Origin of the sequence: Marinobacter zhejiangensis, assembly GCF_900114775.1 — a bacterium.
In the GTDB taxonomy this organism is placed as follows: domain Bacteria; phylum Pseudomonadota; class Gammaproteobacteria; order Pseudomonadales; family Oleiphilaceae; genus Marinobacter; species Marinobacter zhejiangensis.
This window is the reverse complement of record NZ_FOUE01000003.1, coordinates 328,663-350,296: the sequence shown is the minus strand read 5'-3', so window position 1 is coordinate 350,296 and position 21,634 is coordinate 328,663. Positions and strand designations below refer to the sequence as shown.

At 58.7% G+C, this 21,634-nt stretch carries 20 protein-coding genes; 8 read left to right on the top strand and 12 right to left on the bottom strand.

The genetic code is table 11. The features are described from left to right. Window positions 1-212: 212 nt before the first annotated feature. The gene (locus BMZ67_RS11515; RefSeq protein ID WP_092022733.1) at window positions 213-1,106 is read left to right on the top strand and encodes an alpha/beta hydrolase; all 894 of its coding nucleotides are present in this window, start codon (window positions 213-215) and stop codon (window positions 1,104-1,106) included. 24 nt (window positions 1,107-1,130) lie between these two features. On the opposite strand, the gene BMZ67_RS11510 is transcribed toward BMZ67_RS11515, so the two are convergent. The 5 genes from BMZ67_RS11510 to BMZ67_RS11490 are packed head-to-tail and all read right to left on the bottom strand — an operon-like array spanning window position 1,131 to window position 5,366. Then, the gene (locus BMZ67_RS11510; RefSeq protein ID WP_281246613.1) at window positions 1,131-1,439 is read right to left on the bottom strand and encodes a GIY-YIG nuclease family protein; all 309 of its coding nucleotides are present in this window, start codon (window positions 1,437-1,439) and stop codon (window positions 1,131-1,133) included. Continuing rightward, window positions 1,433-2,335: a DMT family transporter gene (locus tag BMZ67_RS11505; RefSeq protein ID WP_092022729.1), complete on the bottom strand. Its 903-nt coding sequence runs from the start codon at window positions 2,333-2,335 to the stop codon at window positions 1,433-1,435. Before BMZ67_RS11505 ends, BMZ67_RS11510 begins: the two co-directional genes overlap by 7 nt. A 34-nt stretch (window positions 2,336-2,369) precedes the next feature. After that, a complete protein-coding gene (locus BMZ67_RS11500) occupies window positions 2,370-3,176 on the bottom strand; it encodes a mechanosensitive ion channel family protein (protein WP_092022727.1) in 807 nt (268 codons plus the stop codon). 39 nt (window positions 3,177-3,215) lie between these two features. Next, window positions 3,216-4,472: a hypothetical protein gene (locus BMZ67_RS11495; protein WP_092022725.1), complete on the bottom strand. Its 1,257-nt coding sequence runs from the start codon at window positions 4,470-4,472 to the stop codon at window positions 3,216-3,218. A gap of 54 nt (window positions 4,473-4,526) precedes the next feature. Further along, on the bottom strand, window positions 4,527-5,366 hold the full coding sequence (locus BMZ67_RS11490; RefSeq protein ID WP_092022723.1) for a 23S rRNA (adenine(2030)-N(6))-methyltransferase RlmJ: 840 nt from the start codon (window positions 5,364-5,366) through the stop codon (window positions 4,527-4,529). 173 nt (window positions 5,367-5,539) lie between these two features. On the opposite strand from BMZ67_RS11490, the gene BMZ67_RS11485 reads away from it, so the two are divergent. From BMZ67_RS11485 to BMZ67_RS11465, 5 genes are all read left to right on the top strand, one after another. Next, complete coding sequence (locus BMZ67_RS11485; protein WP_092022721.1) at window positions 5,540-6,868, top strand: imelysin family protein; 1,329 nt, start codon at window positions 5,540-5,542, stop codon at window positions 6,866-6,868. Window positions 6,869-6,965: 97 nt separating this feature from the next. Further along, window positions 6,966-8,366: a di-heme oxidoreductase family protein gene (locus BMZ67_RS11480; protein ID WP_092022719.1), complete on the top strand. Its 1,401-nt coding sequence runs from the start codon at window positions 6,966-6,968 to the stop codon at window positions 8,364-8,366. Between the two features lie 15 nt (window positions 8,367-8,381). Beyond that, on the top strand, window positions 8,382-9,419 hold the full coding sequence (locus tag BMZ67_RS11475; protein WP_092022717.1) for an imelysin family protein: 1,038 nt from the start codon (window positions 8,382-8,384) through the stop codon (window positions 9,417-9,419). Window positions 9,420-9,421: 2 nt separating this feature from the next. After that, entirely contained in the window at window positions 9,422-10,537 is a 1,116-nt protein-coding gene (locus BMZ67_RS11470) for a DUF1513 domain-containing protein (protein WP_092022715.1), read from the top strand. A 410-nt stretch (window positions 10,538-10,947) separates the two neighbouring features. After that, complete coding sequence (locus tag BMZ67_RS11465; RefSeq protein WP_092022713.1) at window positions 10,948-11,268, top strand: DUF6316 family protein; 321 nt, start codon at window positions 10,948-10,950, stop codon at window positions 11,266-11,268. Between the two features lie 96 nt (window positions 11,269-11,364). On the opposite strand, the gene BMZ67_RS11460 is transcribed toward BMZ67_RS11465, so the two are convergent. From BMZ67_RS11460 to BMZ67_RS11445, 4 genes are all read right to left on the bottom strand, one after another. Next, entirely contained in the window at window positions 11,365-12,780 is a 1,416-nt protein-coding gene (locus BMZ67_RS11460) for a thrombospondin type 3 repeat-containing protein (RefSeq protein WP_217642492.1), read from the bottom strand. A gap of 26 nt (window positions 12,781-12,806) precedes the next feature. Further along, window positions 12,807-13,874, bottom strand: a complete 1,068-nt coding sequence (locus BMZ67_RS11455; protein ID WP_092022709.1) for an OmpA family protein — start codon at window positions 13,872-13,874, stop codon at window positions 12,807-12,809. 476 nt (window positions 13,875-14,350) lie between these two features. After that, window positions 14,351-14,713 (bottom strand): DUF4870 family protein, encoded by a 363-nt coding sequence (locus tag BMZ67_RS11450; protein WP_092022707.1) that lies wholly within the window; start codon window positions 14,711-14,713, stop codon window positions 14,351-14,353. 343 nt (window positions 14,714-15,056) lie between these two features. After that, the gene (locus BMZ67_RS11445; RefSeq protein WP_092022705.1) at window positions 15,057-15,680 is read right to left on the bottom strand and encodes a LysE/ArgO family amino acid transporter; all 624 of its coding nucleotides are present in this window, start codon (window positions 15,678-15,680) and stop codon (window positions 15,057-15,059) included. A gap of 103 nt (window positions 15,681-15,783) precedes the next feature. Here BMZ67_RS11445 and BMZ67_RS11440 point away from each other — a divergent pair, with 103 nt between their 5' ends. Then, a complete protein-coding gene (locus tag BMZ67_RS11440; RefSeq protein ID WP_092022703.1) occupies window positions 15,784-16,665 on the top strand; it encodes a LysR family transcriptional regulator ArgP in 882 nt (293 codons plus the stop codon). Here the strand turns inward: BMZ67_RS11440 and BMZ67_RS11435 are convergent. The 3 genes from BMZ67_RS11435 to BMZ67_RS11425 form a co-directional block, all read right to left on the bottom strand. Continuing rightward, window positions 16,654-18,306, bottom strand: coding sequence for a methyl-accepting chemotaxis protein (locus tag BMZ67_RS11435; protein ID WP_245749956.1), 1,653 nt, complete (start codon window positions 18,304-18,306; stop codon window positions 16,654-16,656). The genes BMZ67_RS11440 and BMZ67_RS11435 overlap by 12 nt on opposite strands. Window positions 18,307-18,542: 236 nt before the next feature. Continuing rightward, a complete protein-coding gene (locus BMZ67_RS11430) occupies window positions 18,543-20,570 on the bottom strand; it encodes a PhoX family protein (RefSeq protein WP_092022701.1) in 2,028 nt (675 codons plus the stop codon). A gap of 157 nt (window positions 20,571-20,727) precedes the next feature. Then, window positions 20,728-20,970, bottom strand: coding sequence for a hypothetical protein (locus BMZ67_RS11425; protein ID WP_092022699.1), 243 nt, complete (start codon window positions 20,968-20,970; stop codon window positions 20,728-20,730). Window positions 20,971-21,398: 428 nt separating this feature from the next. Between BMZ67_RS11425 and BMZ67_RS18615 the strand changes: the two genes are divergently transcribed. After that, window positions 21,399-21,566 (top strand): hypothetical protein, encoded by a 168-nt coding sequence (locus BMZ67_RS18615; RefSeq protein ID WP_175481909.1) that lies wholly within the window; start codon window positions 21,399-21,401, stop codon window positions 21,564-21,566. Window positions 21,567-21,634: the final 68 nt, after the last annotated feature.

The window sequence follows — 21,634 nt, the reverse complement described above, 5'->3', positions numbered from 1 at the left end:
GGGTCTAGCTGCCTGCTTACTGGGGTTCATACGAGGTACCGAAAGGTTAGCACACCCCGGCCACCGAATGGCCTCTGAAATTGAAAAGAAACGTGTCGCACACTGCACAGCCTCAACCACAGCGTCACTGTAACCATTGGCCCTGCATACAAAGTTCACTATGCTGGCGTCAGTTCCGACCAACCATCCAATAATAGAAAAGGAGACTTCGGATGCTCCAGTCAGCCCTGGCAACGGGCCTGCGGCAAACCATGCAACGCCTGGTCAAGCCGGTCCTGAGCCCCCTGGTGCCGATCCCCGTCCAACGTACACTGACGCGGCAGGCCTACCGCAGCTCCATTCCACCCCGGGGTTGTCGATTTGAAAATACCCGCTTGGGCGGTGTTCCCACGGTGAAAGCCAGCTACGGCAAGCCAGGCAAGCGCGCGGTTCTCTATTTTCACGGTGGCGCTTACATCATAGGATCGCCACAGACTCACCAAGGCCTGACAGGACACCTGGCAAAAGCCAGCGGCGCAGTGGTCTACACACCAGATTACCGGCTGGCTCCGGAAAACCCATACCCCGCGGCCCTGGACGATGCGGTTGCCACCTACCGCGCACTTCTCGATCAAGGTTACCAACCAGAACACATCGCCATAGCCGGTGATTCGGCGGGTGGCGGCCTGACACTCGCCCTGGCCATGCGGCTGCGGGATGAGCAGCTGCCCCAGCCAACCTCGCTGACTCTGTTCTCACCCTGGACCGACCTCACCCACAGTGAACTTGCCGCCCCGGCCTCAGAACCAGTCATTCCTCAAGCCTGGATTGATAAAGCCGCGAGCCTCTACCGTGGCAACGAACCGCTGACGAGCCCCTACATTTCGCCCATCTACGGCGATCTGTCAGGGCTGCCTCCAATGCTGATCCAGGTGGGCAGTGAAGAAATCCTCCTCAACGACTCCGAACGGCTCGCCGCCAAGGCACGGCGACAGGGCGCCCAGGTGCAACTGGAAGTCTACAACAGCCTCTGGCATGTCTTTCAGGTGCACGCCGGACAGTTAGCCCGGGCCACCGACGCGGTTCAAACGGCAGGGGAACACATCCGGAGATGCATGGCGCTATGACGACGCCTGCCTCGATGCCCTCTCTCAGCAACTGACGTCATCAGGCGTCGTTTCCCCGGCCGGATCTACATCTGGCAGGGGAAACTCGCCACGGACCAGCGCTTCCTTCTGCGCCTTGGGCCACTGCTTAACCTTCCACTCCAGCTGTGCAGCCAGACGCCGTTCGCCCACTTCCACCGCAAAGGCCAGATCCAGAGGACCTTTGCCCCGTAATGCCCGGGCGCCCCGCCCCGCCTGATGCTCGCCAAACCGCCGTTCAACATCCGTGGTAATCCCGGTGTACAAGGCACCTTTGGCGGTACGCACCAGGTACAGGGACCAGGCCTTCACGATGCAGCACCCGCCATCCGGGAACGGGTTTTGAGTTGCTGCACCCAAAGCCCCGACATGATCAGCACCAGGCCGATGTAGGTGGACGGCATAATGCGCTCGCCCAGAATAAAGTAGATGAACACTAGCGACAGGAACGGGGAAATAAAGATCAGGTTACTGACCCGGGCGGTCTGCTCCGCCTTTTTCATCGCCAGAGACCAAAGCACAAAGGCCAGCCCCATCTCAAACACGCCCACATAAACCGCACTGGCAACACTGCTTCCCAAGGCAAAACCAAACCCGTCCGTCAGTCCACACACCAGCGCCACTGCCGGCAGGCCAAACAGGAAGTTCAGGAACAGCCCCACCACCGGGTCACGGCGGTCGCGGGTAGCGACAATCCAATAGCTGGCCCAAACCACGGTACTGGCCAAGGCCAGCCCTACCCCCACCGGATCAGAAAATCGCAGGGACAACACCTCACCCCGGGTCGCGATAACAACAACGCCGGAGTAACAGATCAGGCCAGCAACAATGTCCGCTACCCGTAACTTCTGACCAAGGAAAGGCACCGACAAATACGCCAACACCAACGCCCAGGTGTAGTTCAGTGGCTGCGCTTCCTGGGCCGGCAAACGGTCATAGGCCTCAAACAGCAGTACGTAGTACACCCCGGGATTAATCAGGCCCATACCAAGCGACTGCAACCACTGCCGTTTCGACACTGCTCCAACCAGGTGCCAACGCCCCTGCAGGGTCAACACCACAGCCAGAACCGCCAGCGAGGCGGCGCAGGCAATCACCAGCATCTGCAAGGGGGAAAGGTCGGCCAGTGCAAGCTTGAAGGCCGTCGCCACTGTGGACCAAAGGAAAACTGCGCCAAGCCCATAGAGCATGGCATGACTCTGGTTTTTCATGGAATCAACCTGTGTGGGAACTGGCGCTGAGCGGCTATTCTGCCAGCGCCGGTGCCGTTACGAATTTCACCCCGGCCTCAGCCAGGGCTTCCGCCCCCCGGGCCGTCAGGTCACTGGTGAACTCAAACTGATCCCGGGGCGCCAGAGGATACGCTTTCACCCGGTAGGTCATGCCATAAGGGGAATTGCTGACGACAACTTTGACCGGCAACCAGCTCTTGATCAAGGGACTGGTATAGGCAACATCTCGCAACAGCTCGCGCACCCGGTTAACGTTATGGTTGGGCTCCAGGCAGAAGCGGGCCACACACATCAGGTTGTCGGTACCGTCATTGCTGTTTGCAATCAGCGCGTTCCACAGCTGACCATGGGGAATGATCACAGTGGTATCGTCTGGCGTGAGGATTTCAGCAGCGCGGGCACCAATCCGTTTGACTTCACCGTAATGCCCGCCAATTTCGATCCAGTCCCCCGGCCGGTAGGGCATCTCATAGAGGGTGACAATACCGGCAATCAGGCTGTTCACGTAGTCCTTGAAGGCAAAACCCAGTGCCAGCCCCAGGGTGCCGAAGATCGCCACCATGTTGCTCACCGTAGGTTCCACCAATGTGGGCACCACCAGGACAATAGTGACCACAATGATCAGCAACCGCAGCAATGGCACCGATGCCAGGATGTAGTAGCGGGGTTTGCCGCCGACTTTCTGGGCCAGCCGTGGCATCACCGCCTGAATCGCCATGATCAGCAGGGACGCGACCAGCACCAGCGCCAAAGCCGAAAACACCGATTCCGATGTCAGCGACGACAGCGCATCCTTAACTTTCAGGCCAAAATCATCCATTACTCCACCTTAGGGTCTACCCGCTGGAAAGCCGTCATCCTAGAAACCATCGACCGGATAGCCCGATCCCAACAGCGTGCGCCGTACCGAGGGGTAAGCCAGGGGCGACACCTGCCAACGATCGTCCTGCCGTTGAATCAGCTCGCTGCGTTCCAGGCCCTGTAAAACCACCCTCAGCCCTACTTGCGTCGCCGGCAACACCAACGCCAAGGCCGTTTCATCCAGACCCTCATGCAACAGTAGCGCATGGAGTACCCCGGTAGTATCACGGGTGGCGCCTGAGGGCACCAGTGGCAATGTCAGCTGTTCTAGCGGGAACACCCAACACTGTCTATCCCCGGGCTGACTCGCCGACGCCTCATCCTCTTTATCTTCCGGCAGGGATTCATCAGGCTTTGCACGAAGGGACTTCCGCCAGATGGCCAACGCCACCCCAGGGTTGCCCCGGGCCATCGCAGACAGGTCCTTTAACAGGTCACTGCGCTTACCGCCATTAATGTCAGCGCCACCGGTCATGACCCAATGGCCGTTGTTGGTCTTGCGAACCCGAAGCGCCGAGGTCGGACGGTTGCCCGGCAGAGCCGCCAGCCAGACATCCAGTTTGTCAGATGTCATTGCAGGGAGCGTTTGGGGCACCAGCGAGAGCCCCGGAAGATAACGAACCCAGAAGTTCCAGCACCAGCTACTGCAGCCAATTAGCCCCGGGTTCCGAGGTGTTACCGACAAGCGGCCAAACAGAACCGTCAACAGCGCCAACCCCGAGCGGTGTCTCAGCCAGAAGCGAGCCAGCTCCGGTATCACCCAAGGCCCCTCTTCCAACGCCTGTTCATCCCACCACGCCTCGGCTTCGGGGATCGTCAGCAGCAGGTCTTCCGGCGGCTGAATCACCCGCCACTGGCGCGCTTCAGCGATGATAGCCAGGCTTTGGGCAATGCCGGAGTGAGGCGGCGACACAAGGCACGTCACCGAGCCTGGTGCCCCTCCACCGTTTTGCTCCCAGTGCTGATCAAGCGAAGCCCCCAGGCGCTCTGCCCGCCACTGGCGATCTGGCTCCGGGGCAAAGCGGCGCAACTGGTAGGGAGACAGGGACTCGATATCCGGCTCCACTTCAAAGGTTGAAGTGCTGCCCCTGAATGCCTCCCGGACATACCCGAACAGAGCACTGAGCGCCTCCCTCAGAGTACGTTGAACCGTTGCGGCCGGGGCCTGCCACTGGCCAAGCGGTATCAGGCTTTCCGGTGTCAGGCTCTCCTGTATCAGAGACGCCTGAGCTTCCCCTTGCTGCGTATCCGCCAATCGTTCTCTCCTTTCCATCCCTGCCTGAATGTGTGCTGTGCGGCCCGCCTCTGGTTACTCAGGCACCAGCCAGTCCTGTGACATTGTGGCGTCCAGACACTCTGGCGTACAGACCTCAGCCAGCATCGTCTCAAGGCGCTCGGCAAACTGCCAGGGCGGGTTTACCACCAACATTCCGGTGCCCACCATCCCCCTTGCCGGTGGATGGGTCAGACGCACTTCATTGCGTAACACCTTGCGCACGGCACCACCACGCATGGCCTCCAGCAGTGTGCGTTCATGGCCATCGGTCAGTATCGGGTACCACACCAGAAACACACCATGACGGCAAAGCCGCCAGGCTTTTTCCAGCGTCTGGGCAACCGCCCCGTAGTCCTGTTTGATCTCGTAGGACGGGTCCATCAATACCAGCAACCGAGGAGCCTTGGGCGGAAGGGCCTTGAGCAGCCCCTTCAGCCCATCTTCCCGGCAAACCCGCGCACTGCGACCACTAACAGTGGAAGCCAGCTGCTCCCCTTCCGACGAGTGCAGCTCGAACAGGGTCAGCGAATCCTGTGAACGCAGTGAGCGCATAAACCACTCTGGCGAACCGGCGTAACACGCAAGCGCACCGCTTCCCTGGTTGAGTCCATCCAGCACCCTGAGCATCGGTTGCCAATCCGCCGACTCCAGACGGTTGCGCTGCATCCACACCCGCTGGATTCCGCCATCGGCCTCCCCGGTTTTGCGAGCCCGCTCGCTGGCCAAATCATACCGACCGCTCCCGGCATGGGTATCAAAACAGGCAATCGCACTGGATTTGGCCTTCATCATATCCAGCGCAAGCGTCAACGCTGCGTGCTTCTGAACGTCGGCGTAATTGCCGGCATGAAACGCATGTAAGTAGCTAAGCATGAACTATTCCCGAAACTGACAGACCCGCATTAGGCCCGATCACCGCAGTGCCGACAAGTGCCGCCGGCAAGTTCTGCCACTGCAAGCCCTGTTGCATTTGACGATGCCAACCTTATAATTGCGAATAACAATGACTCGCATTGCCTTTATTATAAATTTCACGGAGCAACCCCATGGCCGTCCGCCAACACCTGAAACCCCTGTTTCTCGCCACCTCTGCCCTGACACTGCTTGTCGCCTGCAGTGAAGAAACCAATACCGCCAATGAGGCCGCTCCGGTCAGCGAACCAACGACCACCGCCCGGCCGGTCGACCAGGCCGCCGTGATCACCCATTACGCCGACCTGGCTCAGGCGACCTATCAGGATGCCCTGACAACCGCGCAACACCTCCGCAATGCCGTTGAGGCCCTGATCGCAAACCCCAGTGACGAAACTCTCGATGCTGCCAGGAACGCCTGGCTGGCGGCCCGCGTGCCGTATCAGCAAAGCGAGGTATTTCGCTTTGGCAATGCCGTGGTTGACGACTGGGAAGGGCAATTGAACGCTTGGCCGCTCGACGAGGGGTTGATTGACTACGTCGCGAATGACGCCTACCAGTACGAGCTGGGCAATGACGGCGCCACCGTAAATATTGTCGCCAACACCGAAATCAACGTGGGCGGCCAAACCGTTGATGTCAGCACGCTGAGCCCGGAACTCCTTGCCGACCTTAATGAAATCGGCGGCTCCGAAGCAAACGTTGCCACCGGCTACCATGCCGTTGAGTTCCTGCTCTGGGGGCAGGATCTGAACGGGTTCGAAGCGGGCGCCGGCAACCGTTCAGCAACCGACTTTGCCGCAGGTGATGCTTGTACCAACGGCAACTGCGAACGGCGGGCCGCCTATCTGGAAGCGGCCAGCGAACTGCTGGTTCAGGACCTGGAATGGATGGTGGCTCAGTGGAGTCCCAGCACGACCACCAACTACCGTCATGAGCTGACGTCCATGGCCACAACGGAGGTGTTCCAGAAAATGCTGTTTGGAATGGGTTCCCTATCCCTTGGGGAACTGGCCGGCGAGCGCATGAAGGTCGCGCTGGAAGCCAATTCCTACGAAGACGAGCATGACTGCTTCAGTGATAACACCCACAACTCCCACTATTACAACGGCAAAGGCATTGAGAACGTCTACACCGGCACCTACACCCGTGTGGACGGAACCGTGCTGAGCGGACCCTCGCTGTCTGCCCTGGTGGCGGAGACCAACCCCGTACTCGACGCGGAGCTTACCCAGCAACTGCAGGCGTCCATGGCAGCATTGGGCCAGATCAAAGCGGCCGCGGAAGCCAGCGACAACCCAACCAAGTTCGACATGATGATCGCCCCAGCCAACACCTCAGGCGCCGAGCTGATCAACAACGCCATCGCCGCGCTGGTTGCCCAGACCGCAAACATCGAAAAGGCTGCCCGCATTGTGGGCGTTGAGTCCCTGCAGCCAGATGACGCTGGTCACACCTTCTGACCCGACAATGGCAACTCGTTGCCAACCACAGCCCCTGGCCAGCGGTATCGGCCGGGGCGCTTGATCAGGCCATGACGCATCCAGGATTCCCAGCCGTATGAACTCCCGTTACCTCCTCATTGCCTCTGCCGTTCTGACGCTGAGCGGCCCCTCTGCCGCCAGTGACTACCCCATTCAGGACAATGACCTCAGCGGTGGCCAGGGGACGGTCCATCAGTTTGATCACAATGCCTATTCCCTGCCGCTGGCCAACCAGTCCATGACCCGCCGGCTGGACTTCAGTGTGGGTAACAGCTTCTTCCGTAACCCCTGGGTAGTTGCACCGGCCAGCACCGACGCCCGCGATGGCCTTGGCCCGCTGTTCAACACCAATTCCTGCCAGGGCTGCCACATCAAGGATGGTCGGGGCCACCCTCAGGACCACCATGGCCCATCGGTCTCACTGTTCCTACGGCTGGCGGTTCCGGCAGATCCGGAACAGGATGCCGAAGTCTTGAAGAGGCATGGTTTCCTCCCGGCCCCCGTCTATGGCAGCCAGCTGCAGACCGCCGCGATTCCCGGTGTGCTTCCGGAGGCTGAGCTGGAGGTAACCTGGCAAGAACGAACGGTGGCGCTGAACGATGGTACTGAAGTCAGCCTGCGCGTGCCGTCCTACCATATCAACAACCCCAACTATGGCCCCCTGCCTGAAAACCTGCTCACGTCGCCACGTATGGCACCACCCATGACCGGGCTGGGCCTGCTCCAGGCGATTCCAGAAGCGGCGCTGATGGCCAACGCGGATCCCCACGACGAGGACGGCGACGGCATTTCCGGCAAGGCCAACCAGGTCTGGGACAAGGCCGAACAACGCACCGCGCTGGGCCGTTTTGGCTGGAAAGCCGCAGAGCCCAATATCCATCAACAGAGCCTGGGGGCTTTCGCTGGCGACATGGGGCTGACGTCCAGCCTCAACCCTGCAACCGACTGCACGGAAGCCCAAAACTGTCACCAGCTGCCCGACGGTGGCACCCCGGAAGTCAGTGACAAGGTCGCGGGCTTTGTCACCTTCTACGCCAGCAGCCTGGCCGTTCCGGCGCGCCGCAACCTCAACACCCCCGAAGTTAGTCGTGGCGCCCGGCTGTTCAACGACAGCGGATGCGCCGCGTGTCACACACCGAGGTACCAGACAGGCACGGTTGCAGACCGCCCTGAACTGAGCAATCAGACCATCTGGCCCTACACCGACCTGTTACTGCACGACATGGGTGAAGGATTGGCTGACGGACGCGGAGAGTTTCTGGCCGATGGCAGGGAATGGCGCACACCGCCCCTGTGGGGCCTGGGGTTGGCTCAAACGGTGCTGCCACGAACCGGGTTTCTCCATGATGGTCGGGCACGCACGCTGGAAGAGGCAATTATCTGGCATGGCGGAGAAGCGCAACCCGCCAACGACCGTTACCGCGCAATGCCTGCGCCTGACCGTGTGGCGCTGCTACGCTTTCTTGAATCCCTGTAACCGGAGACCCGCGCAATGCCAAGCTTAGTTAGCCTCCGCCCGCTACGTCACTACCTGCTGGCGATGGCCCTGTTTGTTACGGCCACGAGCAGTCAAGCCAACGAAGCCCTCACACGCTTGCACCAGGATATAGGTCACGGTTATACCCAGCTTTCAGAGACCAGTAACGCCCTGGCAGACTCGGCATCGGCCTATTGCCGGGCACCCACCGGCGAAAATCAGGCCAAACTGCGGGAAAACTGGCGAGAAGCCTTCCTGTCTTGGCAACGAGTCCGTTTCGTTGACTTCGGCCCGATCGAGCAAAACAGCCTGGCTTGGCAATTCCAGTTCTGGCCCGACCCGAAGAACCTGGTCGCCAGCAAGGTCAGCTTTTGGCTTCACCAGGACGGTGAGCTGACCGTCAACACCATCGACACCGCCGGTGTCGCCGTTCAGGGCTTCCCCGCCCTTGAGTATCTGCTCTGGGAACCTACCTTCCTGCAGTCTGACCAGGCGCTGCCTGCGGCACGTAGCTGCGATTTGCTGACCGCCATCAGCCAGCATATTGCGCGCAATGCACAAACCGTGACGGCGGGCTGGTACGACATGGCGAGCTACTACGAATCAACGGACGACTACTCCGCCACCACCATCAAAGCAGCGATGTCAGCGGTCGAGGTTATTCGGGACCGGCGTCTTGGGGCTCCCATGGGCCTGCGTGGTAATGGCCGACGGAACGCCTACCAGGCCGACGCCTGGCGGAGCGGACTGTCGCTGGAAACCATCCGCGCCAGCCTGGAAGGCCTCGACACGCTGTTCAGCCCTGGTCTCGGCATGGAACTCGATGCCGCTGGAGCCAGTGAGATTAAACAGCGCCTCGCAGCCCGATTGACCGAAGCCCTGTCCAATTTTGACGATTTACCAGACGGTATGGCTCCGTTGCTCAATGGTGACGGCTACAACAGCCTGCAAGCCTTGTATATCGACCTGGAACTGCTGGAACAGGTGCTGACGGATGACGTCGCTCCCACCCTCGGCGTCATCCGAGGCTTTAATTCCAGCGACGGAGACTGACCATGACCACTCGCCGACAGGTCCTGAGGCTAGGGATGGCTAGCCTGGCGCTTGCCTCCGCCCCGATGGGTTGTGCACTCTTTCAACAGCCCACGGGTACAGAACACCTGCTGTTCAGTGCCGCCAACACCCCGGAGGGGAACTACACCCTGGTTGGCCTGGACAGCGCCGGGCAAGTCCGAAGCCAGGTCACCGTTGGCGACCGCTGCCACGGTGGTTGCCAACGCCCCGGCAGTCGCCAGGTGTTGCTGTTCGCCCGCCGGCCTGGGCGCCATTTCTATGTGATCGACACCCTCAGCGGTCAGCTGCTTGCCTCCATAGACGCAGAACCCGACCACCACTTTTATGGCCACGGTGCTTTTAGCCCGGATGGGCGTTACCTCTATACCACCGAGAACCATTACCCATCAGGCCAGGGCGTCATCGGTGTGTACGATGCCAGCACCGGCTACACCAGGGTCCGACAGCTCGCGGCAGGGGGGATCGGCCCCCATGAAGTAAGAATGCACCCGGACGGGAACACTCTGGTGGTTGCGCTCGGAGGCATCCAGACCCATCCGGACTATCAAAGGATCAAGCTCAACCTTGAGACCATGTCGCCCGCCCTGTTGCTGATCGACCGCCACGACGGCACCGTTCTGCAACGGCACGAACCGTCACACCAACAACTCAGTTGCCGGCACCTGGACGTCAGCCCTGATGGCACCGTCATCGCCGGCTACCAGTTCCAGGGACCGGAATGGCAAGCACCTCCATTGATTGCCCGACTTGACAGCCAACGCGGGGATTTCCGGGAGCTAAGCCTGGGCGATGGGCTACAGTCTCAGCTCCGTAACTACACCGCCAGCATCGCCGTCCATCCGTACCTACCCCTGTCGGCAATTACCGCCCCCCGCGGCGGCAAGCTGCTGGTCATCAATCACCGGTCGGGGGAACTGGCCGTGACCTACGATGTGGACGACTGCGCAGGGATTATGGCCGCCGGTCAGCGGGGATTCCTGCTGACCTCGGGTACTGGTGCGGTTTTTCAGCTTCCGGCCAACCTGGGCGCACTGATCCCGCTACAGGCCCCCACCCTACGCTGGGACAATCACCTGACAGCCGTCACGGTGGCCTGAAGCAGGAAGCTACGAAACTTTCATATTCCTTTGGCAGCAAGGCTTCAACGCAAAACTCCTGTCATTTCAACACCCTTGTGAATACGACATAAATAGGCTTGCGAACTGGTCCCGAGATCACCATACTACCGCCGCGCAATGTGACCCAAATCACAGTTCTAAGTGGTACACTGGCTACCTTAGACACCGCGAATCGAAGGAACGCGTAATTGATCCAGAGCACGCGGTGACGCGCTCTCAATTGCTAAACCAGCCAGGCGATCTGTGCGGGCAACCGGCCTTCAGTCGATGGTTGCCCCGTCATCAGGGGACCGTTTTCAGACATCACCTGCTGAAACGGTAAATCCAACGCTGTCTCCCCCTTTTTGCACGGACCGCCCTATTGGCGACTGACACTTGTAGGACGCACCATGCAAAAAGAGCAAACCATCGAAACAGACCTGCCCGCACGCTTTATTGAAACGGACATCGGTTGGTATGTACTGACCAGGGAAGAGACCGACCTGGGTCCCTACCCCTCACTGTCTGAAGCCAAACGAGCACTGTCCCACCATCTGGAACAATACCTGAACAGCCCAAGCCGACCGGCCTACGACTCGTTCAACGGGTTCCATATTCACGATCCCCAGACCTGCCGGAAAACCAACTGCGGCCTGTGTGCCGAAGCGCAGTCTGTTGAACAGAAGTGGCTGGCTGGCTGGCTGGTAAAGCGCATCACCGTTTCCCGATAAGATTTCCCTGTCAGCCAAAACGAAAAAACCCCGGAAGTCCGGGGTTTTTTGTTGGGTTGGCGCCAGTAACTTATGTACCGGCGCCCAACTCATCACTTACTTCACGATATCCACCGGGCTCGCACACATTGCGTGTACGCTCACGTCCGCCAGAATATTGGCCAACGCGCCATAGCGGAGCTCGATACCGTTAAAGGGCTTGGTTGTCTGCAGGGTCATGAAGGTAACCTCGCTGTCGCCAAGCAAACCGGCCAAATCGAGACCCAGGCCCTGGAAGTCGATGTTCGACTCTTGAACTTCGTTATCCAGGTAGGTCGCAACCGTAAAGCCATTCAGAAGCTCAACGCTCAGTGCATTACCCGGATCAGAGATCGCAATACCCACAACGTTATTCGCCGGGTAGGTGAACGATCCGTTGGTCGCCCGAACAGCAGCATAGCCAAACAGGTTCAGGTTCAACTGCATGGTCGCCGCATCGGCCAGGTTGTCATTCACCAGGTTCCCCGCGTCAACAACGTCACACAACAGGCAGCCGCTGCTGGTATCGCTGGCACTCGAAGCCGGTGCGAGCAGTGGCACAAACTGTTGGCCAGCAGTACCGCAGGCATAGGTTGTGTCATCAGCCAGGTCACAGACATCACCGATACCATCGCCATCGGTATCCGCCTGATCAGCGTTCGGAGTCAACGGGCAGTTATCAAGGCCATTCAGGGCGCCGTCACCATCGATATCACCATCGCAGGCGTCGCCTCGGCCATCATTGTCGGTGTCGGTCTGGTCAGGGTTGGAGATAGCAGGGCAGTTGTCACTGCCGTTCGCCACACCATCGCCATCCATATCGTTGATAAATTCGCACGCGTCACCCACGCCATCACCGTCACTGTCCTCCTGAAGAGGGTTTGGCTCCAGCGGGCAGTTATCTGCAGAGTCGTCTACACCATCACCGTCATCATCAGTGCTACAGGCATCACCAACGCCGTCGCCATCGCGGTCGCCCTGTCCCGGGTTAGCAACCAGCGGGCAGTTGTCGTCAGCGTCTTTTACCGTATCGCCGTCGTCATCAGGGTCACAGGCATCGCCTGCACCGTCGTTGTCGGTATCGGTCTGGGTCGGGTTGGCAACCGCCGGGCAGTTATCCACGGAGTCATCGAAGCCGTCACCGTCACCGTCGTCATTGGTGTCACAGGCATCGCCCACACCGTCGCCGTCAGTATCCAACTGGTTCGGGTTAGCGACGAGCGGGCAGTTGTCGAGGTTGCCATCAACGCCATCACCATCGGCATCCGCATCACACGCATCACCGATGCCATCGCCGTCGGAGTCAGTCTGCGCCGGGTTATACACCGTGTCGCAGTTATCAACATCATCATCGATGTTGTCGAGATCGTTGTCGATCACGTCACCAGCGACAATTCCAGAACCATCAACAGAACCGCCGTCAGAATTACAACCAGCCAGCGACAGGAATGCCGCGACAAACAGGATCAATGAGAAATTCAGTTTCATCTTCATCGTGTACACCTTTTTTGTTATCAACGTCATTGCGAGATGACGTTGAACTCCACACGGCGATTCCGCTCACGACCTTCCTCTGTGTCGTTGCTACGGATCGGTTGTGACTCCCCATAGCCAACTGCAGTCATCTGACTGGCGTTGACCCCCATTTCCAACAGGTATTCACGCACCGCGTCGGCACGCTTCTGGGACAGTTGCTGGTTGTAGGCTTCAGCACCCACATTGTCGGTGTGGCCCGCCAGCTCAACGTTCAGGTCGTCCTGGCCTTTCAGGGCATCTGCGGCCCGGTTCAGGATGTCCCGTGCGTTTGCGGTCAGACGGTTAGAGTTGAACTCAAAGGTGACACCGCGCAGAACCACACTCTGCTCCTGGTCGGTCTTAACGCAGCCAACTGCGTCCACTTCCAGACCTTCAAGGGTGTTCGGACATTGATCGACACCATCAACCACGCCGTCGTTATCCGAGTCAGCAAGTTCAACAACACGCTCGGATTCAACAATTACGGGACGCTCAATAACGGTGACCTTCTCAACAATCTGGCGACGGGTGACGCCGAGGGGCACAGTGATGCCCAAGCTGAAATGGATGTCGGAGTAATCATCAGAGAAGGTATCGAACAGATACCGGGCGTCTCCCCTCAGACGCATACCGGATTCTGTGAAAGGCGAGCTGAGCAGACCGAGGCCTACGTTGGCGTAACCGGCAAATTCCTTGGATCGGTCATTGGCAACATCGTTTCGGGAAAGACCACCACCCGCCAGCACAAACGGCGTGAACTGGGAATCGCCAAACAGGCGATAGCTGATATCTGCACCCAGCTCTTGATGGTAGTAGTCAGTAGCAAGCGACTGACCGGTTTCCATCACGCCGGTCAGGAACTGCGGCTCTACCCACCAGTTCTGATCAAGGCGGAGACCATAGATAACCCGGACTGCGGAGCCGTACTCATCGGTACGGTCACTGTCTGGCTCGATGTACACCCCCATTACGGAAAGCTCGCTGGTGTGTTGCACGCTGTCCGTGGCAAGCGCCGGAGCCGACGAGGCCAATGCCAGCGCTGCAACCAGCGCTTGCTGTCTGAATCTAGTCATGAAGACCCTCTCATGGATTTTATTCGCTATTCCTTTAACCGCGCCTTATCGGAAGGCCGGCGTTAAAACACAAGCAGTACATACCCGCACATATGTACCACTTATTTTCTGCCCCCGAGAACTTCAAATGGCAACACTCTGAAAGTTCCCTCATCACCTTTGTAACCGAACGTTAGCCAGTGATTTTTTTATATTTCCAGAGAAGTGGGACATTTGTACTAAGAATATAACAAACCGTTACCTATCCCAATTGGCCGATCATTACATTGATCTGCGTCAAATTTGTTACTTGGGGCCAAAAATCCTTAAAGAACCCGCAAACCAAGGGAATTTGCGTTTAAAAGCATCAAAAGTGAGCAATCAAAAAAAGGAAAAACTTTGTAAAAAGTTGTCCTCTGAGGCCAAAGAGGTACTCAGAGGAAAAAATACCGGAGAGGAAAATGAGGGGAGTCGTGGGACTATTTCAGGGCGCTATTTCAGGGAGCACGTCGGTCATTCAGCGCCAGCGCACCTCTGACCACCCGATAAATCAACCAGATAGAGACGGCCAATAGAATGATCCAGCCGATCAGCAGAAAGGTGGTGATGGTTCCCAGCACCATCCAGAACAGCCCGATCCAGAAAGTCCGGATTTGCCAACGGAAGTGTGGCTCAACCCAAGTGCCGGTCACATCGCCGAGTTTGACATAATTGACGATCACCCCCGCCAGTGCAGCAATACCGCCGGTGAAGAAGGACAGCGCCTGAAGGATATAAACCACCACAGCGAGATTGCGTGCAGGTTCATCGCGGCGGATGTCCGGGGCAGAGTCAGCGGGAATGAATTCCTGGTCGGCCAAAGGGGGATCTCCTCGATAACAAAATTTACCTTAAGTTACCACAATCCACCTGCTTCGCCAGCTCCGCACAAGTGGCCTAGTGTCCCGTCTGGCTAATTCCTTAACCTACTGCTTGCCTCTGAGGACACTGACCAAGGCGCCAGTCTTGCAGGTGTGGTGGTTCCACATCAAGGACTGGCAACACAGGCTCAGAGTCCTCAGAGGCAAGCCCTTTGGGAGTTTCTGAAAAGCCGAATGGCGTCGTTCTGCTGTCTCGATTTGGAACCACCAAATCTTCACCAGCACGCCTAGCTCTTCGGCTTTTCAGAAGCTCAGTAGGTTAAGGAATTAGCCAGACGGGACACTAGGTTGCCGGCAGCTCGATACCATTGCTGGCAAGGTGGAAGGCAATCACCGCCATCATCGCCGCTATCGCGCCGTCGATCACTCGCCAGGCCATTGGACGAGCCAGCATCGGTGCAAGCGCTGCTCCTCCCCAGGCAAGCAGGCCGAACCACAGCACGGACGCACTGCTGGCCCCCATGACAAAGGTAATCCGGTCAGACTGCTGAGCACCAATAGAAGGAATCAACAACAGGGTATCGAGGTAAACCTGGGGGTTCAGCAAGGTGACCGCCAGGGTGGTTAGCAATACCGTCCGCAGGCTCGCCGCCGCATAATCTTCAGAGGCCTGCAGCGATGCACGCCCTTTGACCGCACGCCAACTGGCCTGAAGCGCCAGCCACACCAGAAACGCCACACCCAGCCAGCGAAACACGTCCAGCGCCTGAGGGTAGGCCAACAATGCCGCGCTCAGACCGAAAGTACCGGCGGTAAACAAAATGGCATCGGAACTCATGCAAATGCCAGCAACCCACCAGTGGTGCTCCCGACGGACAGCCTGACCCAACAGGTAGGCATTCTGGGCGCCGATGGCCACAATAATGCCCCCGCATACCACCAGCCCTGTGACATAACTTTCGAGCACTGCACTTGCCTCCAATCCACTCACCCAAAATCCAGGACACAAGAATACGCCCAGCCCAGCTATACTAAAAACTCATAATGCTAATGCTGTATCAAATTTACTTATGCTTGATTACAAACTTCTTGACGCCCTGGTGGCGGTTATTGAAACCGGTGGGTTCGAGCGCGCCGGCAGCGAACTGGGCCTGTCTCAATCTGCGGTGTCGCAACGAATCAAATTGCTGGAGGCGCGGCTGGGGCAGCCAGTTCTGGTGAGAAGTCCGGTTCTGCAAGCCACCCCCGCCGGCCAGCGGCTGCTGAACCACGCCCAACAGGTGCAGTTACTGGAAAGGAGCCTGAGCCGCACGATCCCGGCGCTGAATGCCGACCGGACCCGACTTCGCATCGCCCTTAATGCCGATAGTCTGGCTACCTGGTGGGCCGACGCCATCGGCGAGTTCTGTCGGGAAGAAGGACTGCTGCTGGACCTGGTGATCGAAGACCAGGATATCGGTCTGCGACGAATGCGTGATGGCGATGTCGCAGCCTGCCTGTGCAGCAGTGACACCCCAGTGGCCGGTGCCCGCTGCGTCCGGCTTGGCCAGATGACCTATCGGGCCCTGGCCCGCCCCGACTATCTTCGACAGCACTTCCCCGAGGGGCTCACGCCTGCTGCCTTCCGCGATGCTCCGGCCATTGTCTTCGGCCCCCACGACCAGCTTCAGCACCGATTCCTGGCCCAACAGGGCTACCACGGCCGCTTTCCTTTCCACCTATGCCCGTCATCAGAAGGCTTTGTGAGATTAGCCCTGGCTGGAATGGGCTACGGCATGATCCCGGATCATCAGAGCCTGGGGGAAGTTAAGGCCGGTCGTCTCGCGGACTTGGCGCCCGGCGAAGGCATTGCGGTTGATCTCTACTGGCATTACTGGCGACATGGCGGCGACTTCATGGAGCGTCTGACCACCACACTGACCCGCAAGGCTCAGGGATGCCTAACTGTCTGAGGGAGCCTCATCCGGACGGTAGCCAAGGCGGAAGCCACCCCAGTGGCGGCCATTGACATAGATGGGCACCGACAGGTCGTGCATGATTTCGCCGGTGTCACGGCGATAGGTTTGCAGCAACATATCCTCGGTATGACTGCCGCAACGAATGCCTGTGCGATCATTGAACAGCCGCTTGCTGCGGCTGCGCATCAAGTCCACATCAGGGTTGCCGGTGTGGCGATGGGCAAACTCCCGGTTGTGGGTAGGCACATAGCCGTCCGGAGCACAGGCAATGGCAAACACCAGTGCCGGGTGGGCATCTTTGACCGATTCCTGAATGGACGGAAGGCTGTCATCGGTGAAGCGGTCAAAGCCCGAGGCGTATTTGGCGGGTTCGGTACCGGGAATCGGAGTTCGGCTGGCATCAAACAGGTCCCGTTCACTTAACCGGCCATCCCGCAGCGCCTGCTCAAACAACGCCCCAATCCGTTCGGCACCTTCCCGGGCCTGGTGGTAAAAGAACCGGTGATAACTGCTCTCGCTGCTACGGGCAAAGGCTGCATTGGCAGTTTCCGCTAACTCCATCAGCCGGCCCGCCTGGGTCGCCAGGGATTCGACGCTCATGTCACTCTCGGAAATCTGATCCTTGAGTGAACCAATCGCCTGGAAAATGTGTTGAAGGCTTTCGTCGTTGCGCTGGTCGTTCTCCGCAATCAGCGAGACCCGTTGTTCCAGGAGATCCGATTGATCACGAATCTCGGCAAGCTGCTCGCCCACCTGCTCCACCGACGACAATCCGCTTTCCACCTTGTCCGCCAGCTCTTCGATCCGCGACACGATCTGCCCCGTATCTCCGCGAATCTCGTCCAGCGTCTCTGCGACCTCACCCGTCGCCTGGGCGGTACGCCCTGCCAGTTGCCGCACCTCGTCCGCAACCACCGCGAAGCCACGGCCCTGTTCTCCGGCACGGGCCGCTTCGATGGCTGCATTGAGCGCCAGCAGGTTGGTCTGCTCCGCAATCCCCTGGATAACGCTGGTCACACCCTGGATACGGTTGGATTTTTCGTTCAGTTCCTGAATCAGCCGGAGGTTTTCACCGGACTGCTGGTGAACCAGCCGCACAGCCTCGATGGCTGATTCCAGGGCCAGCTTGCCATTAGCGCTCCGCTCACTGGCCTGACGGGCAATATCCGCCGCTTCTTCCGCTTGCTGAGCCGACTGTTTCACGGTTTCGGTCATCTGCCCGGCATGATCCGCCACCTGGGCAATTTCGATAACCTGACCATCCAGCCGCTGTTTGAGCTGGTCTGATGCGTAAGAGACTTCCGCCGCCGAAATGGCGTTGGCATTAGCGTTGGATGACAGCGACGAGACCAGGGCCCGACCGGTTTCAGCATCGCTGATCAGCTGCTGGCAGCGCTGGCGAACCGGGTTGTCAGCCTGGCTATCGCCTTCAGCGAGCTGATCAAGCCCACGCTCCAGCGGCTCCAGCACACGTACAACGAGAAACAGGGTCGCCACGGCCATGCCAACCAGCAGGCCCAGGACAATGGAAACCGGTTCCAACCCCATCATTGGTGCCAATACAAACCCCAGGATGACCAGAATCAGGGCGCCCAGAGCACCCATCAGCGTTACTTTTGCTGCCACCAATTTCATTTCAACACCTTTCGTCAGGGGCCCTACACCACGGCAACACCCCTGCACCGTCACAACAAGGTGTCGCTGAAAGCGACCTACATCGACAAAGACTATGAAATTGCCGCCGAGTAATAACTGATACTTTAGTCCGCTTTTGGCTCCAATAACGATCAAGTTTACGAAACGTCACATAAAGACCCCCCTCAACCGGATCACGCCGGCTGAGGGGGTTCAGTTTGTAGCGTTTGGTTGGATCAGCTACCGATCACGCCACCGTCATCGCGGGTGACGATCACCGTCGCGTCGCGTGGGCGATCAACCCCAGCGTCGGGCCAGTTTCCACGGGGGTGCTGGATGTTGACGAACATGGTCCGGCAATCCGGAGTGGTGACCACACCGGTAACCTCGCAACCCACAGGTCCAACGAAGAAACGACGAATATCGCGGGTGCGCGGGTCTGCTGCCAGCATCATGTTGTTCTGGTAAGGAGGCGCGTCAGAACCATCGGTCTGGATCCAGAGCCTGCCGTTGTAATCAAACCACAGGCCGTCCGGGCTGTTGAACAGGTTGGTGTCGTCCAGGGTGACCACGGACTTGCCATCCACAACCGTCTCGGTACCGGCTTCACCAGCAAAGACAAAGATGTCCCAAGCGAAACGGGTTGAGGTGTGTTTGTTGCCCTGCTCACGCCAGTAGATGATGTGACCGTTGGGGTTCGGGCCCTGGGGGTTCGCCGCGTTGGTGTTGTCCGGCGTGCGGCGGGAGTTGTTGGTCAGGGTGAAATACACTTTACCGTTGGCCGGATCTACCGCCCCCCACTCGGGACGATCCATTGGGGTAGCACCGGCAATATCGGCGGCCAGACGGGTATTGACCAGAATATCCGCCTGACTGCTGAACGGAGCGGTGAATTCAATGCTGCCGACGCTGCCCGCGGCAACCGCCGCATTCATCTTCGCAACAAAGCCAGCGTCGTCGAGCGACAGCGGCAGCCATTCGCCGGTACCGTCATCGTTGTATCGCGCAACGTACAGGGTCCCCTCGTCCAGCAGGCTGCCATCGGCGGTCGCTGCGTGGTACGGCTTGGCAGACACAAACTTGTAGATGTACTCGAAGCGGGAGTCATCACCGGAGTAGCACACAACCGGCTTGCCTTCTTCTGCCGGTGCGAAGATCACGCCCTCATGGCCGAAGCGGCCCAGGCCCGTGCGTTTCTGTGGCTTGCCATTCGGGTCAAACGGGTCGATTTCCACCATATAGCCAAAGGTGTTCGGCTCGTTACGATAGTCCTCGGCCGCACTGCCAGCCACCGCTGACGCGTTGAAGCGGACGTACTCATCTGCACCACCGACGGCCTTTTCCCAGTCGTAACGGGAGGCACTGCCCACGCCATGACGGATCTGCTCTTTCGGGCGTACAGCATCACCGTTGGCAAAGTAGCCATGCCAGTTTTCTTCAGCCGCCAGGTAGGTACCCCAAGGCGTCGGCCCCATAGCGCAGTTGTTGAGGGTGCCCCGGGTGGCCGTTGCATCCGGGCTAAACTTGGTAACCAGCTTCGAGAAACCGCGAACCGGACCGCGAATATCCATCTCGGTGCCACCGGTCACGCGGCGGTTATAACTGCTGCCATGAACCACAGACCACTCACCGTGAGCGTCCTGTTTGATATGGATAACGGATACACCGTGCGCCGCCACCTCCTTGCGCACTTCGTCATCCGGACGGGTGCCATCGGCGAAGGTGGTCGCGCCAGCCGGGTGCAGGGCATTCTGGTTAATGTATTCGTGATTCATCACCAGCAGGCCCTCGCTGGAGTTGCTACCGCCACTCTTGACGTCAATCGGGAAGAAATGAACGCCATCGTGGTGCATGCCAACCTGCTGTTCCTGATCGGCGCCGCTGTTGCTGGCATCATCAAAAAACACTGGCAGGTTACCGGTCAGCGGAGTCCCCCATGGCACAAACGCTTTCGCGCTATAGCCTTCGGGAACAACCACCTGGTTCTGGGTGGAAACGCCAACTGCATCGAACCCCAGCCGTGAGCTCATGTGAGCGCGGGAATGGCTGGCACTGCGGCCTTTGCCAGGATGGCTTTCAGCAGCAACACTCAGGCTGGCAGAACCCATCAGGCCAAGCAAGGCCGCACCCACACTGCCTTTCATCATCGTACGGCGTTCCATACGGTTGGCGAGTACGGATTCAAACGGCAGGTTGCCGGAATCGTTAGTGACCGGCTCATAGTTCGGGTCGATGTAATTGGGATCGAGGTCTTTCTTGGCCATTGTCTGGTCTCTCTTTTTAAGGGATGAACACTCGGAGTGTTCAGTTTCACCCTCAAAATTGACCGCGACATGACACTTGGACGTCGCCCCGGTGAACCCTCGGTGACACCCATCAACCGGCGCTATATCCGTCTTTCGACGCTATAAACGAAGAGGCTCAGGTGGCTTCCAGGGGGACGCCGTTAACCAGAAGCAGGTGGTCCAGCCGGACCAGCTTACCGCGACCAGTCAGCATGAAATCCTCACCGGCACGAGAAAAAAGGTCACGCACCACTTCGTGAATGGTTTGGACCTGCCCGGCTTCGTCTCTGTAGACCAGCTCAATCAGCTGACCCGACTGCTGATAGCCACTGAGTATGCGCTGTACCGCACAACCCACAGGCTGGTAGTGATTGGTCATAACACCACCACATGTGTTTTTTGTTGTTGCTCTCCAGTGTGGTTCACATCACCGGGTTTCGCCACTTGGGCTCTTGGCTGCCAGCCCCGCCATGACTGGGGCCGACAGCACACTGTAAATCACCTGTTACAGCTCCACTTACCATCTCTCAGGAAAGCGTTGCGGCGAACCCCAGGAAGCCCCAAAAACGACGCCGAACAGAAAAGGTCACATACTGACAGAAATCTGACGGTATACCCCACCCGCGTTAACCCTGCTTTTACACAGGGCAAGGAATTTCCGGCACCTTTGCCTGGGTGGCACACCATATGCTCAATTAAAGATATATCGGGCAATACCGATAAGACTGTAAAGGACTCCGACAGGGTGTCGGAAAGGACATGAAAACGGATGTCATATCAGGGTGTCAGACGTGGGAGGTAGTCACCATGAACGCGCCAGAGCAGACCAACCAGACGGCTTTGTTGAATCGCCTGTACGACCTGAAACAGAAGCAACTGCTGGATGCCACCCAACGAGGGGACAGCTTGCTCTGCCAGGTTCTCGCCGCAGAAGCACTGGCGATCAGTGAAGCCATGACCAAGAACGGGAAATAGCCCCGCTTCCCTTCAACGGCCTGCGTGTTAGCATACCTGCCTTCGACAGGTACGACATGAGGCCTTAA

What these genes read in the sequence shown, in the direction of transcription:
- BMZ67_RS11470 (WP_092022715.1), top strand. Translation starts at nt 9,422, where the DNA reads ATGACCACTCGCCGACAGGTCCTGAGGCTAGGGATGGCTAGCCTGGCG.
- BMZ67_RS11485 (WP_092022721.1), top strand. Translation starts at nt 5,540, where the DNA reads ATGGCCGTCCGCCAACACCTGAAACCCCTGTTTCTCGCCACCTCTGCC.
- BMZ67_RS11425 (WP_092022699.1), bottom strand. Translation starts at nt 20,970, where the DNA reads ATGACCAATCACTACCAGCCTGTGGGTTGTGCGGTACAGCGCATACTC.
- BMZ67_RS11475 (WP_092022717.1), top strand. Translation starts at nt 8,382, where the DNA reads ATGCCAAGCTTAGTTAGCCTCCGCCCGCTACGTCACTACCTGCTGGCG.
- BMZ67_RS11460 (WP_217642492.1), bottom strand. Translation starts at nt 12,780, where the DNA reads ATGAAGATGAAACTGAATTTCTCATTGATCCTGTTTGTCGCGGCATTC.
- BMZ67_RS11515 (WP_092022733.1), top strand. Translation starts at nt 213, where the DNA reads ATGCTCCAGTCAGCCCTGGCAACGGGCCTGCGGCAAACCATGCAACGC.
- BMZ67_RS11430 (WP_092022701.1), bottom strand. Translation starts at nt 20,570, where the DNA reads ATGGCCAAGAAAGACCTCGATCCCAATTACATCGACCCGAACTATGAG.
- BMZ67_RS11480 (WP_092022719.1), top strand. Translation starts at nt 6,966, where the DNA reads ATGAACTCCCGTTACCTCCTCATTGCCTCTGCCGTTCTGACGCTGAGC.
- BMZ67_RS11500 (WP_092022727.1), bottom strand. Translation starts at nt 3,176, where the DNA reads ATGGATGATTTTGGCCTGAAAGTTAAGGATGCGCTGTCGTCGCTGACA.
- BMZ67_RS11435 (WP_245749956.1), bottom strand. Translation starts at nt 18,306, where the DNA reads ATGAAATTGGTGGCAGCAAAAGTAACGCTGATGGGTGCTCTGGGCGCC.
- BMZ67_RS18615 (WP_175481909.1), top strand. Translation starts at nt 21,399, where the DNA reads ATGAACGCGCCAGAGCAGACCAACCAGACGGCTTTGTTGAATCGCCTG.
- BMZ67_RS11490 (WP_092022723.1), bottom strand. Translation starts at nt 5,366, where the DNA reads ATGCTTAGCTACTTACATGCGTTTCATGCCGGCAATTACGCCGACGTT.
- BMZ67_RS11505 (WP_092022729.1), bottom strand. Translation starts at nt 2,335, where the DNA reads ATGAAAAACCAGAGTCATGCCATGCTCTATGGGCTTGGCGCAGTTTTC.
- BMZ67_RS11440 (WP_092022703.1), top strand. Translation starts at nt 15,784, where the DNA reads ATGCTTGATTACAAACTTCTTGACGCCCTGGTGGCGGTTATTGAAACC.
- BMZ67_RS11465 (WP_092022713.1), top strand. Translation starts at nt 10,948, where the DNA reads ATGCAAAAAGAGCAAACCATCGAAACAGACCTGCCCGCACGCTTTATT.
- BMZ67_RS11455 (WP_092022709.1), bottom strand. Translation starts at nt 13,874, where the DNA reads ATGACTAGATTCAGACAGCAAGCGCTGGTTGCAGCGCTGGCATTGGCC.